This window comes from Tetragenococcus solitarius NBRC 100494 (assembly GCF_001544195.1).
Taxonomy (GTDB): Bacteria; Bacillota; Bacilli; order Lactobacillales; family Enterococcaceae; genus Tetragenococcus; species Tetragenococcus solitarius.
This window is the reverse complement of record NZ_BCPY01000023.1, coordinates 21,119-36,572: the sequence shown is the minus strand read 5'-3', so window position 1 is coordinate 36,572 and position 15,454 is coordinate 21,119. Positions and strand designations below refer to the sequence as shown.

Genomic DNA, 15,454 nt, shown 5'->3' with positions numbered 1-15,454 from the left:
ATTTGATACTGTGAACTCGACAAATTCCTATGCTATAATAATACTGATGAAAAAAGGAGGGCAGTGCAATGGAATTAAAAAAGCTTGAAGTTCCGACAACTTCCATCACTGAGGTAAAACGTTCACCTATGGAAGTGTTCGATCAAGCCAAACAAGCTGGTACTGCTGTATATGTATTTAACCGTGAAAAAGTAGCAGGTGTCATGTTAACTCAAACTCAATATGAAACGCTGCTGCAAGAACTTGATGAACTTCGCGATGGAACTTCTTCTGAACCACCTCAAAAAGAAGAAGAGTATGCTGATACAGAGTTGGATGAGTTGTATAAACTTCTGCAAAAAAGTTTAATGACAGGATCTAGTATTTCAGCTAAAGTCTTGGATGAACGAATGGTTTCCTATGGCTTCATTACAAGAAAAACTGGGTTTGGTGGCGTAACGGATATGATAAACGAATTGAAGCAGTCAGGAAAAATTACTTATCAATCCAGACAAAAATCACAGGGCAAGAACGTGATTGCTGAAATTATGGGCAAACAAGAAAAAAGTGCGCGCTTACTTGATCATATAATAATAGAAAAAATTTACATGAAATAAGGTAAAAAGAGAATGTGGCATAGGTTTTTTTCTTCTATTTCTTACTTATGTCATATTTTTTCTTTAGAAAATAGTAAGAAATTTTTGAATTTTCCACGTTTTCAACCGGAATTATGTTAGGATAGCAACAATTAAGTTTTTAAGTTTATATTAAAGGAATGATAAAGATGGCTGATGTAACCCAAAGATTTAATCCTCGTTTAGATCAAATTGCGGTTTCTATGATTCGTCAATTTGACGAACGTGTTTCAAATATACCAAATATTTTAAAATTAACGCTAGGAGAGCCTGATTTTAATACACCTGAGCATGTTAAGCAGGCAGGGATATCTGCAATCGAACAAAACTATAGTCATTATACAGGGATGGCAGGTATTGAAGAACTTCGAAAGGTAGCAGCTAGATTTGTGCATGATAAATACAAATTAAGTTATGATTTTCAATCTGAAGTATTGGTCAGTATAGGTGTAACTGAAGGAATTTCTGCGAGTTTAATTAGTGTATTAGAGGCTGGAGATAAAGTGATTTTGCCTTCTCCGATTTTTCCTGGGTACGAGCCAATCATTACCTTAACCGGTGCTGAGCCGATTTATATTGATACAAGCACGAATGACTTTGTTCTTTCACCCGAAGCGTTGGAAAAAACCTTGCAAAAACATGGCGAAGATGTAAAAGCCATTGTCTTGAATTATCCTAGTAACCCAACAGGTGTAACCTATTCTAGAGGAGAAGTTAAGGCAATTGCTGATGTAGTAAAAAAATATCCCGTTTTTGTTATTAGCGATGAAGTATACAGTGAATTAACTTATGAAGGTGAGCATGTATCGATTGCCGAATACGCGCGCGAACAGACCATTTTGCTTAATGGCTTATCTAAATCTCATGCGATGACAGGCTGGCGCTTAGGGTTGATCTTTGCTCCTGAAGCATTAACCAAACAAATAATCAAAACACATCAATACTTGGTGACTTCTGCGGTGACTTCTGCGCAAATGGCTGCTGTGGAAGCTTTGTCAGCAGGAATCGATGACGCGTTACCTATGAGAGAAGAATATCGTAAACGGCGTGATTTTGTTTATGAACAACTTCAGTGTTTAGGTTACGAAGTTGTTAAACCAACAGGGGCTTTTTATATTTTTGCTAAGATACCTGAAGGCTATAAACAAGATTCTATGGCATTTTGTGTGGATCTTGCTGAAAAAGAAAGTTTAGCGATTATTCCTGGAGCTGCTTTTGGTCTAGGAGGTCAAGGTTATGTACGAATTAGTTATGCCGCTAGTATGGAGGATTTAAAAGACGCGATGCAGCGAATCGAACACTACATGGAAAATAACAAGATGGCGTGATATTTTGACTTTTACCTTTTGTACATTGAAGCAGATGAACAGCTACTAAAAAGACATTTTACTTTGTTTATTTTAGCAAAATTATTATTTTTTAGAGTGAAAAAATTAGAATTGAGTGATTTTACCTTCAACTGGGATGGGAGATTGCTTAGTTCTAATTTTTTGTCAGGGAAATGTTTTGCTGGAATAAGCAAAAGGTCTATTGCAAGAGTTTATAAAATGGTATAATGAAAAGCGACTTTAGAAAATAGCTGCTTGTTTTTAGCTAATAGGATTGAGCATTTAAAAAGCAATTGTTTATTTTTTCGGATAATCTATAATAGTCAAAAAATAGCAGTAAAAACCAGGCGGAGATGAAGAGAATGGAAATTGAAAAAACAAATCGTATGAATACACTTTTTGAATTCTACGCTACTTTGTTGACAGAAAAACAAATGAATTATATGGAGTTGTATTACGCAGATGATTTTTCTTTAGGAGAAATTGCTGAGGAATTTAATGTGAGTCGTCAAGCGGTGTATGATAATATTAAACGAACCGAAAAAATTTTAGAAGACTATGAATATAAACTATCTATGTACTCAGATTATAAGATGCGGACTGAATTACTAGAGCAGCTAGAAGATTATATCAAAGAAAAGTATCCCACTGATGAAACATTAGCTAATCTTGTACGTGATATTCAAGAAATCGACGAATAGATGAATAAAGGAAGGAAACGAATATGGCATTTGAAAATTTAACAGATCGCTTGCAACAGGCGATGAAAAAGCTACGTAAAAAGGGAAAAATATCCGAATCTGATGTTAAAGAGATGATGCGGGAAATCCGTTTAGCTTTACTAGAAGCCGATGTTAATTTACAAGTTGTTAAAGAGTTTACTAAAAACGTTAGAGAACGTGCTGTGGGCTCTGAAGTGTTAGAAAGTTTATCGCCTGCTCAACAAATTGTAAAAATTGTTGATGAAGAATTGACCAAAACACTTGGCTCAGAAGCCGTTGGTCTTAATAAAGCACCTAAAATTCCGACGGTTATCATGATGGCCGGTTTACAAGGGGCTGGGAAAACTACTTTTGCAGGAAAATTAGCTAATTATTTGATGAAAAACGAAAATGCCCGCCCACTGATGATTGCAGGGGACGTTTATCGTCCAGCTGCAGTTGACCAATTAAAGGTATTAGGCCAACAATTGTCGGTACCTGTGTTTGATATGGGTACGGATACTGATCCGGTAGAAATTGTACGAAAAGGTATGGAGCTGGCCCATGAGAAGAAAAATGATTATGTATTAATTGATACGGCCGGCCGTTTGCATGTAGATGAAACTTTAATGCAAGAACTACAAAATATTAAAGATGTAGCTCAACCTAATGAGATTTTACTAGTGGTTGATGCTATGACAGGGCAAGATGCCGTTAATGTAGCTGAAAGTTTCAATGAACAATTAGGAATTTCAGGTGTCGTTATTACAAAACTTGACGGCGATACTCGTGGGGGAGCAGCTTTATCTATCCGTTCAGTGACAGGAGCACCGATTAAATTTACTGGTACAGGTGAAAAATTGACGGATATGGAAGTATTTCATCCAGATCGAATGTCCAGTCGAATCTTAGGTATGGGCGATATGTTGACTTTAATCGAGAAGGCTCAACAAGATTACGATGAGAAAAAAGCCGAAGAAATGGCTGAAAAAATGCGAGAAAATACCTTTGATTTCAATGATTTCATTGAACAAATGGATCAATTATCTAATATGGGATCGATGGAAGATATTATGAAAATGATTCCGGGCATGAGCCAAATGCCAGGGATGGATAATTTACAAATTGATCCTAAAGATATCGAACGGAAAAAAGCGATCGTTTATTCTATGACACCGGCAGAACGAGAGGACCCAGATATGCTAAATCCGAGTCGTAGGCGACGGATTGCTGCTGGCTCAGGCAATAGCGTGATAGAAGTTAATCGTATGATTAAGCAATTTAAAGAATCACGTAAGATGATGCAGCAAATGTCTAAAGGAAACATGGATAGTATTCCGGGGATGGATCAGATGTTAGGTGGCGGTGTTAAAGGTAAAATTGGGAAGATGGCCCTAAACCGAACGATGAAGAAAAATAAGAAAAAGAAAAAAAAGAAAAAGCGTAAATAAATAGAATGAAATAATAGGCAGCATAGAAGCTTTTTGATTGTCGTGATGAATAAAGCATGATATGATTAAACCATCAAGAAAGGAGCCGATGTGATGAGTACAAATAAAGATGATTTAAAAGGAAAATTCACCGAAGCTAAAGGAAAAGTGACAGGTGACGATACCGAAGAACTAAAAGGAAAAGCACAACAAGGTCTCGGCAAAGCGAAAGATAAAGCACAAGAAGTTGCAGATAACGCAGCAGAAAAAATTAACAAAAAAGCTGACGAAAAAAAAGAATCGGGTAATGATTCTGAATAATAAATAATAGGCGTAAAAGGTGATAGAACACTTAATGAGTGTTTTGTCACCTTTATTTTTTTAAGATTCTTTTACTAATATATAATAAAAAATAAATAGAAAAAGCTTTGGTAAAAAAATACCAAAGCTTTTTGCATTTTAGAAGTGACTTTATTTATCCATTTACTCTATTGGCAATATCTACTGTATGACGAGCTTGTTGTTTCACAGCTGCTTCAACATCTTCGAGCATATTCCCATCGGCGTCAACAGTAACTGAAGTTCCGTAAGGGTTACCGCCTGCAGCGTAATATTCTGTTTCAGCATAGCCGGGTGCAGCAATAATAGCGCCCCAGTGCATCATTTGAATGTAAAGAGAAAGCAGTGTAGCCTCTTGTCCGCCATGTGCATTTTGAGCTGAAGTCATACCTGATACAACTTTATTTACCGTATCGCCGTTTGCCCATAAGCCACCTTGAGTATCGATAAATTGTTTCATTTGAGCTGCCATAACACCAAAACGAGAAGGAACGCTAAAAATAATGCCATCTGCCCATGTAATATCTTCTGATGTTACTTCTGGAATATCTTTTGTTGCATCGTAATGTGCTTTCCAAGCAGGATTTGCTTCAATTGCTACATCGGGTGCTAATTCAGGAGCTTTCACTAAACGAGCTTCAGCACCTGCATCTTCCACTGCTTCTTTAGCCCATTGAGCGAGTTGATAGTTGGTTCCTGTTGAGCTGTAATAGATAATTGAAATTTTTGTCATAAATGATCCTCTCCTTATTCTTCATTTGTCCTATTTTTGGTACATTTATAACTTTAAAGCAGCTGAAAAAGAAACTCAAGTTTTTTGCTTATTAATTGTAAGTATTTTAAGTTAGTATCTTTAGGTTAAATTAAGAACCAATCTAACGTTACTTGGTTAATTTGTTAAAGAAATCCAAATAACTATCGATAATTACTTTAAAAAAGTTCTTTGTATCTTCTACAAAAGTTCCGTCTTCATTTAACAAAGAATCAAAGTTTCCAATATAGGCTTCAGGCTGTTGCATAACGGGCATATTTAAGAAAACCAATGATTGACGTAAAGCATGATTTGCACCAAAGCCGGCAATTCCACGTGGCGCTACACTGACAACAGCAGCTGGCTTGCCATCCCACTGATTTTCACCAAAAGGTCGCGAACCAACGTCTAATGCATTTTTAAGTACGGCTGGCATGGAACGATTGTATTCTGGAGTAAAGAACAGTATCCCATCCATTTTTTGGATCTCATTTCTAAAATTTGTCCAACTTTCTGGTACCTTTCCAGGGACTTCTAAATCTTCATTGTAAAAAGGCAGGTTACCAATTTCGATAAAGTTGGCTTCTACTCCGTCTGGCAATAATTTTGCAAATGTTTGCGCTGTTTTTAAATTATTAGAATCTTTACGTAGACTTCCAACAATAAAACCAATTTTTGTATTCATGAAAATTCCTCCTTTAAAAGTGTAGTAAATAAAATGTGGTTATTGTTTACTACAATATTATCTTACAAAAAGTTAGTAATTTTTGCAATAAAAAGCAATTACGTCTTAAGTTGCTAGATAAAAAGGTTATAATCTAAACTAAGAAATAGTCCAAAGAGAAAAATATGAACTGTAAAGAGAAAAGTCTTTACACAGTGAGTAAAACCTGTTAAACTACATTTTGTGATTAAAACTAATGGAGGTGTAATATTTGGCAGTAAAAATTCGTTTAAAACGCATGGGAGATAATAAACGCCCAACTTACCGTATTGTTGTAGCAGACTCACGTGCTCCACGTGACAGCCGCTTTATCGAAACAGTTGGTACTTATAATCCGCTAAAAGAACCAAGCGAAGTGAAAATTGAAGAAGATGCTGTATTAGGCTGGTTAGCTAATGGTGCTCAACCTTCTGATACTGTTCGTAATATTCTTTCTAAAGAAGGTATTATGAAAAAGCATCATGAAGCAAAAAACGCAAAGAAATAAGGTGACTAACTATGACAGATTTGACCGATTTGGTCTTAACGATCGTTCGTCCCTTAGTTACACAGCCTGAACAAGTGTCAATCGAAATTAATGAGACAGATCATTTTTTTGAGTATAATTTATCGGTCGCCCCCATTGATGTGGGACGCATCATAGGCAAACAAGGACGTATCGCAAAAGCAATTCGCACCATTGTTTATAGTGTTAAAACCGACGATCGTAAAAAAGTACGATTGAACATTTTAGATGGCAAAGAGTAGAAAATAAGATCAGGATAAAAGTTTCCAGCAATGTGAGAATCTTAAACGTTTAGGAAGATGTTTTTAAGTTTCTTTGTGATATGGGAGGTTAGCTTTTGTCCTGGTCTTTTTCTTTTATCCGACTAGCGAAGGATGTTTTTTATCCACACTCCTATTATAATGGATAATAATAAAGGAGGCAGCTGTATGGAAACACTTATTGCTTTTGTTATTGGACTTTTTCTTTTTGCTTGGATGATACGAGCGAGGAGTTGTTTTTCTCGTCTAGTTGCTATCTTGCTTTTCATTTTTTTATTGTGGATTTATCGTTTTGAAGTTGCAAGCATAGCCGATCGTTTAGGAAAAACAATTAATATAGATAATGTTTCTGGACGTTTTTATTCTCTTTTAATGAATATATGGCAAAGGTTGACTCAGTGGTTTGGTCAACTTATCCATTAAAAATGAGGCAACAGTTATGTCTTATAACACTCAACGTTTTTATAAATGATAAACAATGGAATAAAAAAAGATGCCTCAAAGTAAAATTTGAAGCATCTTTTTTTATCTTTATTAATAGTTAGATAATGTTTTCTAAGAAACTAAAATAGATTCCTAAACCCAAAAGGTCTGCTGCACCTCCAGGGCTTAGATTTTTTTTAATCAGTTCTTGGTTGAACTTTGTAAGTGCAAGGTTAAAATCGGTATTATTTAAAGAAGAGTGATAAATGGAAGTACTATGTTGTTTTACTTGTTGCCAACCTTCCGTTCCACCACGATGAAGCAAGTTACTGTCTTCAATTTGGCTCATCAGTAAAACTAATCCTCGCAATAACAATGTTTCTGTGTCGGTATAACTAGCATGCTGTCGTAAAAATGGCAATAATAAATGAGATAAAGCGGGATAGCCTTTAGCCGCTTCACCTCTAACGCCTAATGTACCAGCTTTCATGTATAACTTTTCTCCATGCGATAATTGATCTTTTTGGGTAATTTTGGAAAAGTCATATTGAACGAGGTGATGGGTCATTTTGGCAACTAATTTTAAAATAGCTGAGGTATCCTTTGATGAAAAAGGAAAAGAGTGTGTTTGCATATAAAAACCGGTTGCTCCAAGCAACACTGCAAAAGAAAAATTTGCTCCCTTATGGGTATTAATCCCTTTAGTCGCTGTGAGCATTTTATTTTCAGCCTCTACTCCTTGCTTGCGTAATTTAGTAAAAAGGCTAGCTAAATCAGAGGCATGTTCAAAGCCTAATTGATAGTAGCTATAAAAATAAGGCGCTAGGCTTTCAATACTATTGATGAAAGTAAAAAAGTTCATATCAGAATGCGCGCCATTGTCAAAGCGGTCTACTAGACCAGGCTTTGGAGATATAGCCACCTCATAATAAAGAGCCTTAGTTGCAAGGCTTGGGATATGTGTTAATAAAGGATTATCCAATTTCTCTACGTTCCATTTCTTTTAAAATAAACTGTAATGAACGATTTAAATGTTCATGAGTAATTAAAGTGATTTGTTCAATATCGTTATTTTTCATTCCACGAAAGATTAGCCAGTGTTCTTGTAGTGCTAAGCTTCTTCTAGCAGAGGCACGAATAGCAATATCACGAAAATAAATCAAATAGGCTTGTAAGTCTGTAACAATCGCTTTTAAACGTAGCATTCGGCTTTCTTGATAGATAAATTCATTAAAGTCCGAAAAGCTTTGCAGAAGATTGTCTACTTGATCCGTTTTATTATAATACTCGCTTTGTTCTAATAATTGTTCCAATTCATTAAAATCATTGTCATCCATGAAAGTCATGGCTTTGATGGTGGCTAATGTGTCCAAAGCTTTTCGTATATCGTAAATCTCATAGGCATCTTTGATACTAATCCCTTTAACGACAATGCCAATTCTAGGAACATGTTCGACTAGTTGTTCTTTTACCAATTCTTGTAAAGCAAAGCGAATGGGAGTACGACTAATATTTAATTTTTCAGACAGTTCTTTTTCATTTATGCGTTTTCCTGCCGGAATGTCGCCCAAAATGATTGTTTTACGTAAAGCTTCATATACACAAATCTTTAATGGTCTATTTTGTGTTAAGTCAAGATTACATTTTATTGCGTCGACAATGGGATTCATTTTTATTCCTCCTTGAACCGACAGTTTATTTGTAATAGTCATCTTCATTTTACCATAAATGAAGGCGATTGGGAGAGTCTTTTTGCTGTCTTCCTTTAGGTAAAGTCTTTCTCGCTTTTATTTATAGTGGTTTCGATTATAAAGTACAATAACTATTTATGCTTCGAATATGAAACAAAACGAAAGTAGAAAGCGAGACTAGAAACACTAAAAGAACAATTTTCTTGGTTGTTTTACCTATAATTTTTATAAATTTCTCTTATAATGAAGGTGTAAGCATATTTTTGAAAGGAGCATACTACGAAATTTTAGATGGTTGTTTCATAAAGAAAAAGAGGACGAAAGATCTGAAAATTCTAGGAAACGATAGCAAAATTTACTGCTGGCTGCAATGATGCGTACTTTTAGGATATATGGTGTTGGGAAGGAGGTTAAGATGATGGACAACAATTATACAAGCAAGCGTATCTGGTTAGAAAAAGATAAAAAAGGATACGAAGATTGGTGTAAGCTTATGAAAAAAGCTGGGCTTCAAACCGAGGAAACTCTTGATTTTACATGGGGAATATATGACGGAAAAAGACTTATCGCTACAGGCTCTTTTGCAGAAAATATTATTAAATGTGTGGCAGTCTGTAAAGATTATCAAGCAGAAAATTTATTAACCCAAATAATTACCCATTTAATTGAAGAGATGAACGAAAACGGCTATTTTCATTATTTCTTATATACAAAACCTGAAAAAGAAAAAATTTTTCAATCATTAGGATTTAAAAAGATTGTAGTGAATGAAGACGTCTTATTTATGGAACAAGGACCGGATGATTTTTCTACCTACCTTCACTATTTACAAGAAAATAAAAAATCGGGCCAAGGCGCAGGTATTGTTATGAACGCCAATCCATTTACTTTGGGACACCAATATCTGGTGGAAACGGCAGCTGAGAAAAATGATCAAGTGTATGTGTTTGTTTTGTCTGAAGACCATTCCGAATTTTCCACAAAAGATCGTATAAAAATGGTTAAGGCAGGAGTGAATCATTTATCTAATGTTACTGTCTTTTCTACTCGAAAATACCTTGTTTCACAGGCCACTTTCCCAGCCTATTTTCTAAAAGATAAAGCCGAATTAACAGTGGCTAAAACACAAGCAAAACTTGACGCTCAAATTTTTAAAGAAAAAATTGCACCAGTTTTAGATATCCGTGTTCGTTACGTAGGGGATGAACCTTACTCTAAAGTAACTGAGGTTTATAACCAAGCCATGCAAGAAGTTTTTGGTAAGGAGTTGAACTTAGTTATTTTATCTAGAAAAGCAATAGAAGGGGATATTGTTTCAGCTACTAAAGTACGTAAAGCCCTATCAGAACATGATGAAAAGTTACTTTTAGAATTTTTACCCGCAACAACATACAATTACTTAAAGAAAAATTTTTAAATGAGGTGAAAAAATGGAAATTTTACAAAATGCTGTCAGTGGTACTATGGAATCTAGTGATATTCAAATTACTGTCCAACCGATTGATGGTAATGAAATCCAAATTGATTTGGATAGTAGTGTGGAAAAACAATTTGGTCGCAAGATTCGTCAAGTGATTACAGAAACTTTAGAACATTTGGATGTACAAGGCGTCAAAGTGACAGCAGTCGATAAAGGGGCGCTAGATTGTACGATTCAAGCCCGTACCATTACAGCTGCTCACCGTGCAGCTAAACAAGAGCATTATGACTGGAAGGAGATTGACTCATGGAACAATTAAGAAGAACGATGATGTTTGTCCCTGGCCAAAACGCTGCAATGTTAAGAGATGCACCGTTATATGGGGCAGATTCCATTATGTTTGATTTAGAAGATGCGGTTTCTTTGCCTGAAAAAGATTCCGCAAGAACTTTGGTACACAACGCTTTGCGTACTTTTGATTATAGTGGTGTAGAAACTGTCGTTCGCATTAATAGTTTAGATGCTGGCGGGAAATTAGACATTGAAGCAATGGTACTAGCAGGTGTTGATGTTATTCGTCTACCAAAAACGGAAACTGCTCAAGATATTATTGATGTTGAAAAAGTCATTACTGAAGTAGAAACGCAAAATGATATTGAAGTAGGGACAACGCGTATGATGGCAGCTATAGAATCGGCAGAAGGGGTGTTAAACGCTCCTGATATTGCCCAAAGTTCTGACCGCCTCATTGGGATTGCCTTAGGTGCGGAAGATTATGTTACCAACCTAAAAACAGAACGTTATCCAGATGGTAAAGAGCTATTTTTTGCGCGTAGTATGATTTTACATGGTGCAAGAGCCGCTGGGATTGCTGCCATTGATACCGTGTATTCTAATGTTGAAAACCCTGAAGGATTTGAAGAGGAAGTACGCCAAATTAAACAACTTGGTTTCGATGGAAAATCAGTGATTAACCCGCGTCAAATTCCACTGGTCAATAAAATCTATGCTCCTACAGAAGAAGAAGTACAAGATGCTAAAGAGATTATCTGGGGACTTCGTGAAGCACAAGAAAAAGGCTCTGGCGTTGTATCAGTTAACGGGAAAATGGTTGATAAACCTGTCGTCGAAAGGGCAGAACGTGTGATTGCTTTAGCACTTGCTGCAAACATGATCAAAGAGGAGGACGTTTAATTATGGCAATAAATAAAGTTGGTAAAGATATTCCTCAAGAATATGCAGATAAATTTGGCGTTTATGAAGGTGAGCTTGCTCACATTAATGAATATAAAGAAGCAAGCCGTCAGACACAGCCTGTAAAACCACAGGACGAAAAACTATTAAAAAGCATCCGCGAAGCCATTCAAAAAACAGGCCTAAAAGATGGAATGACTGTTTCTTTTCACCATCATTTTCGTGAAGGCGATTATGTAATGAATATGGTTTTAGATGAAATTGCAAAAATGGGGATTAAAGATATTTCGATTGCACCAAGTTCAATTGCTAATGTCCACGAACCATTGATCGATCACATAAAAAACGGTGTAGTGACTAACGTTACTTCTTCTGGTTTGCGTGACAAAGTAGGTGCTGCTATCTCCGAAGGGATTATGGAAAATCCAGTCGTTATCCGTTCACACGGTGGTAGGGCACGCGCTATCGCAGCCGGCGATATTCACATTGATGTGGCCTTTTTAGGCGTGCCAAGTTCAGATGAATATGGGAATGCTAATGGTACAAAAGGAAAAGCCACTTGCGGTTCGCTAGGATATGCGATGATTGACGCTAAGTATGCTGACCAAGTAGTCGTTATTACTGATACTTTAGCAGATTATCCGAATACACCAATTAGTATCCCGCAAACAGACGTTGACTATGTAGTAGAAGTGGATGCTATTGGAGATCCGGAAGGCATTGCTAAAGGAGCAACTCGTTTTACTAAAAATCCAAAAGAATTAATGATTGCAGAAAATGCAGCTAAAGTGATTACGAATTCACCTTACTTTAAGCAAGGATTTTCTTTCCAAACAGGTACGGGTGGCTCAGCATTAGCTGTTACCCGTTATATTCGTGAACAAATGATTGAAGAAGGTATCACAGCAAGCTTTGCTCTCGGTGGTATTACAAATGCAATGGCTGATTTACTAAAAGAAGGTTTGGTAGAAAAAATTATTGACGTACAAGATTTTGATCATCCTTCTGCGGTTTCTTTGGACGAAAATGATAACCACTATGAAATTGATGCAAATATGTACGCTTCTCCATTAAGCAAGGGAGCTGTTATTAACAAATTAGATACAGCGGTTTTGTCTGCTTTAGAAGTAGATACAAACTTCAATGTCAATGTCATTACTGGTTCTGATGGCGTTCTTCGTGGTGCTTCAGGTGGACATTCAGACACTAGTGCAGCCTGCAATATGAGTTTAGTGATTTCGCCTTTAGTTAGAGGTAGAATACCAACGTTTGTTGATGAAGTGAATACAGTTGTAACTCCTGGAGATAGTGTTGACGTTGTTGTAACTGAAATCGGGATTGCGATTAACCCCAAACGTCAAGACTTAATTGAACATTTTAAAGACTTGGATGTTCCACAATATTCAATTAAAGAATTAAAAGAAAAAGCTTATAGCATTGTTGGTGATCCTGATCCGATTGAATATGGCGATAAAGTGGTTGCGCTGATTGAGTATCGTGATGGTTCCCTAATTGATGTGGTAAAAAATGTCTGAAGAGGTATTTTCGGGTCCAGCTGTTTCTTTATTTGAAATGCTTGAAGCTCGTGAGATGCGAGCGAAACGCCAAGAAGATTTACTAAAAGAATACCCTGATGCTACATTGTTACTAGCAACGATGAATATACCAGGTCCTGTGAAAAATTCAGAAGTATTGAGTCAAGTTTTTTCACAAATGATAACCTGTATCAAGCAAAAGCTGTCCTTTTGTCCTATTATTACAAGTGCTGAGTATAATTATAAAACAGGAACTGAATTTTACTTAGTTGTAGATATTTTACCTGCAATATTAAAGAAAAACATGGTCGACCTTGAAGAAAATTACGCTTACGGACGGCTCTTTGATTTGGATGTCCATTATTACTCAGAGGGATTACAAAGCTTGAGCCGTCAAGATATTGGCTTTTTGCCAAGACGCTGTTTAATTTGTCAAAAAAATGCAAAAGAATGTGGGCGACAACGTCGCCACTCCATTGAAGATATGCAAGTAAAAGTTACAGAAATTATCGATAAAAAAGAAGGATAAGTAGAAACAAGAATAACGCACTGCATGTCAAAAACCATGCGGTGCGTTATTTGATTCATAGCGTCTAATATTTGAAAGCTATTGTACCAATGGATAAAGATAAGCCCATAAGTCTTACGATTCTATGTGCTAAACGAGCGATAAGCGCATAAGAATTGTAAAACGATGGGCTATTTGTCATAAAAAAGCGCTGCTTTTTTAGTCGTATGAGATTTCATTCGATTAGATTTTTCTGTGTTTTAAGTAGTATAGAAATCTTCTCTTAGCAGACCATAAATTAATGTATCTGTCCACATTCCTTTATTCCAAAAATCTTTTTTTAAATCGCCTTCTTTTCGCATTCCAATACGTTGACAAAGTTTTTCTGAAGCTGTGTTGCGTTTATCGAGGACAGCTTGTATACGATGTATCTTTTGTGTTTCAAACAAATAATCAATAACTGCTTGTAGTGTTTCAAAGGCAAATCCTTGTCCAGCATATACTGGATGAAAAACATAGCCAATCTCCACGCTATCTGGCATACCGGTAGAAAAAATAGAAATATCTCCGATAACTTGCTGTTTGAATTCAACAGCTAATTGTAGACCATTATTGGCTGAAAAGTTATTTTTTTGTAGCTTTTCTTCAAACATTTGCATTGCATTTTCATCTGTCCAAGGATCATGTAAAAGAAATTGACATACATCCGCACGTTGATAAAATGCAAAAGTATCAGAGAAATCACTTGGCTGGAAAGGGCGCAGAAGGGTACGAGGAGTACGTAGTTCCAAAAAAATCATTCCTTTCAAACAATAAATGAGATGATTAGTGTTAAAAGTGACAAATACATAATATTAACTAGATAAAAGTTACGAGTAAACAGCTTACGGTCATTTGGAACTTGCATACGAACAATTTTATAGCCAATCAGATTGGCCAAAGAAGCAATCAATGTCCCCAAACCGCCAATATTGACCCCTAAAAGAATTGACTGGTGATACTTAGTAAAAGGTGCTAGCAAGATGGCTGCAGGTACATTAGAGATCACTTGCGAAGCCAATATACCATCTAATAATGTATTCACTGGATTAGTGAATGTTCTTTGTAGCCAGTGAATCAATTCCTCCGATTGACTGAGATTTCCCACGATAATGAAAAAGAAGGCAAAAGTGCAAAGCAAACGATAATCGACTTTTTGGAAAAGTTGAGGCTGCCAAAATAAGACAATAACAGCAACGATGATAATGGCTATAAGATAATGAATTATACTAAAAACACCAGAAATCATCACAACCATTAAAAGACCATAAACAATTGCTTTTTGATGGTCAAATTGCTTGCTAGTTATTGTTAAGCTGAGAGGTTCTTTAGGTATAAATTGAATAGATGCCATGAGTAATGCTAATGATAAAACAGCTAATAGACCAGTTGAATAGAAAAATTCCAGTAACGGAATATGATAATACGAATATAAAAATAAGTTTTGTGGATTGCCAAATGGGAAAAAACTACTTCCTAAATTTGCCGCGACAATGATATAAACGCTACCTAACAATACGGATTGGCGATTGGCAATCACTTTTGTCATTCGCAGATAAATAGGTAATAAGGTTAATATCGCTACGTCATTGGTTAAAAACATTGAGCTAAAAAAGCTTAATAGCACAATATATCGGATCAGTTGCCGGAAAGTCAGACTTTTTTTAACTAAGATCTGACCGAAATAGCTCAAAATTCCAGTGGAGTCCAATCCGCTAATAACTAACATTAAGCCGCCCAGTGTTGCAATGACTTTAAAATTAATATCTTGGATGGCAAAACGCCCCCAGACAATGGCGATTACAGCTAGTAAAAGTGAAATACTAAAAAGAAGATCATTGCGGAAAAAATCAAACAAACGTTTCATTCATAAGCTCCTTGTAAATTTCCTAGTAAAATTATTCTAGCACTCTTTTCTTTAAGGTAAAGGAAAAGTTGTTTTAAAAGTGACGGATATGAAATAGATGGTTTTGTTTTATCGTGATATTATAG

Annotated in this window: 19 protein-coding genes; 13 read left to right on the top strand and 6 right to left on the bottom strand. The window is 36.0% G+C overall.

Going from position 1 to position 15,454, the window contains the following annotated elements; genetic code table 11:
* Positions 1-68 precede the first annotated feature (68 nt).
* The 5 genes from TS1_RS07780 to TS1_RS07760 all read left to right on the top strand — a co-directional run bounded on the left by TS1_RS07780 (position 69) and on the right by TS1_RS07760 (position 4,394).
* Positions 69-596 (top strand): prevent-host-death protein, encoded by a 528-nt coding sequence (locus tag TS1_RS07780; protein WP_068709516.1) that lies wholly within the window; start codon positions 69-71, stop codon positions 594-596.
* 167 nt (positions 597-763) lie between these two features.
* Positions 764-1,942, top strand: a complete 1,179-nt coding sequence (locus TS1_RS07775) for a pyridoxal phosphate-dependent aminotransferase (protein WP_068709514.1) — start codon at positions 764-766, stop codon at positions 1,940-1,942.
* A gap of 362 nt (positions 1,943-2,304) precedes the next feature.
* A complete protein-coding gene (locus TS1_RS07770; protein WP_068709512.1) occupies positions 2,305-2,643 on the top strand; it encodes a putative DNA-binding protein in 339 nt (112 codons plus the stop codon).
* 23 nt (positions 2,644-2,666) lie between these two features.
* Positions 2,667-4,094, top strand: coding sequence for a signal recognition particle protein (gene ffh, locus TS1_RS07765; RefSeq protein WP_068709510.1), 1,428 nt, complete (start codon positions 2,667-2,669; stop codon positions 4,092-4,094).
* Between the two features lie 93 nt (positions 4,095-4,187).
* Positions 4,188-4,394 (top strand): hypothetical protein, encoded by a 207-nt coding sequence (locus TS1_RS07760; protein WP_068709508.1) that lies wholly within the window; start codon positions 4,188-4,190, stop codon positions 4,392-4,394.
* 154 nt (positions 4,395-4,548) lie between these two features.
* Here TS1_RS07760 and wrbA read toward each other — a convergent pair whose 3' ends face one another.
* Both wrbA and TS1_RS07750 read right to left on the bottom strand, forming a co-directional pair.
* Positions 4,549-5,145 (bottom strand): NAD(P)H:quinone oxidoreductase, encoded by a 597-nt coding sequence (wrbA, locus tag TS1_RS07755; protein ID WP_068709506.1) that lies wholly within the window; start codon positions 5,143-5,145, stop codon positions 4,549-4,551.
* Between the two features lie 148 nt (positions 5,146-5,293).
* Entirely contained in the window at positions 5,294-5,848 is a 555-nt protein-coding gene (locus TS1_RS07750; protein WP_068709504.1) for an NADPH-dependent FMN reductase, read from the bottom strand.
* 250 nt (positions 5,849-6,098) lie between these two features.
* Between TS1_RS07750 and rpsP the strand changes: the two genes are divergently transcribed.
* The 3 genes from rpsP (at position 6,099) to TS1_RS07735 (ending at position 7,075) form a co-directional block, all read left to right on the top strand.
* Entirely contained in the window at positions 6,099-6,374 is a 276-nt protein-coding gene (gene rpsP, locus TS1_RS07745) for a 30S ribosomal protein S16 (RefSeq protein ID WP_068709502.1), read from the top strand.
* Positions 6,375-6,385: 11 nt separating this feature from the next.
* Positions 6,386-6,634, top strand: coding sequence for a KH domain-containing protein (locus TS1_RS07740; RefSeq protein ID WP_068709500.1), 249 nt, complete (start codon positions 6,386-6,388; stop codon positions 6,632-6,634).
* Positions 6,635-6,820: 186 nt separating this feature from the next.
* Complete coding sequence (locus tag TS1_RS07735) at positions 6,821-7,075, top strand: hypothetical protein (protein ID WP_068709498.1); 255 nt, start codon at positions 6,821-6,823, stop codon at positions 7,073-7,075.
* Positions 7,076-7,193: 118 nt separating this feature from the next.
* Here the strand turns inward: TS1_RS07735 and citG are convergent, their stop codons facing one another.
* Positions 7,194-8,057, bottom strand: coding sequence for a triphosphoribosyl-dephospho-CoA synthase CitG (gene citG / locus TS1_RS07730; protein WP_068709496.1), 864 nt, complete (start codon positions 8,055-8,057; stop codon positions 7,194-7,196).
* Positions 8,050-8,745 (bottom strand): GntR family transcriptional regulator, encoded by a 696-nt coding sequence (locus TS1_RS07725; RefSeq protein WP_068709488.1) that lies wholly within the window; start codon positions 8,743-8,745, stop codon positions 8,050-8,052. The genes citG and TS1_RS07725 overlap by 8 nt, the downstream gene beginning before the upstream one ends.
* A 439-nt stretch (positions 8,746-9,184) precedes the next feature.
* Here TS1_RS07725 and citC point away from each other — a divergent pair, with 439 nt between their 5' ends.
* Genes citC through citX form a run of 5 tightly spaced genes read left to right on the top strand, consistent with a single transcriptional unit; the run spans position 9,185 to position 13,444 of the window.
* A complete protein-coding gene (gene citC, locus TS1_RS07720; protein ID WP_068709486.1) occupies positions 9,185-10,183 on the top strand; it encodes a [citrate (pro-3S)-lyase] ligase in 999 nt (332 codons plus the stop codon).
* A 13-nt stretch (positions 10,184-10,196) separates the two neighbouring features.
* The gene (citD, locus tag TS1_RS07715; protein WP_068709484.1) at positions 10,197-10,505 is read left to right on the top strand and encodes a citrate lyase acyl carrier protein; all 309 of its coding nucleotides are present in this window, start codon (positions 10,197-10,199) and stop codon (positions 10,503-10,505) included.
* On the top strand, positions 10,493-11,380 hold the full coding sequence (gene citE / locus TS1_RS07710) for a citrate (pro-3S)-lyase subunit beta (protein ID WP_068709482.1): 888 nt from the start codon (positions 10,493-10,495) through the stop codon (positions 11,378-11,380). Before citD ends, citE begins: the two co-directional genes overlap by 13 nt.
* Positions 11,381-11,382: 2 nt before the next feature.
* Positions 11,383-12,915, top strand: coding sequence for a citrate lyase subunit alpha (gene citF / locus TS1_RS07705; protein ID WP_068709480.1), 1,533 nt, complete (start codon positions 11,383-11,385; stop codon positions 12,913-12,915).
* Positions 12,908-13,444, top strand: coding sequence for a citrate lyase holo-[acyl-carrier protein] synthase (gene citX / locus TS1_RS07700; protein ID WP_068709478.1), 537 nt, complete (start codon positions 12,908-12,910; stop codon positions 13,442-13,444). The genes citF and citX overlap by 8 nt, the downstream gene beginning before the upstream one ends.
* Positions 13,445-13,683: 239 nt before the next feature.
* Here the strand turns inward: citX and TS1_RS07695 are convergent, their stop codons facing one another.
* Together TS1_RS07695 and TS1_RS07690 are read right to left on the bottom strand one after the other, a co-directional pair.
* A complete protein-coding gene (locus TS1_RS07695) occupies positions 13,684-14,214 on the bottom strand; it encodes a GNAT family N-acetyltransferase (RefSeq protein WP_068709476.1) in 531 nt (176 codons plus the stop codon).
* 14 nt (positions 14,215-14,228) lie between these two features.
* Complete coding sequence (locus TS1_RS07690; protein WP_068709474.1) at positions 14,229-15,329, bottom strand: SLC13 family permease; 1,101 nt, start codon at positions 15,327-15,329, stop codon at positions 14,229-14,231.
* Positions 15,330-15,454: the final 125 nt, after the last annotated feature.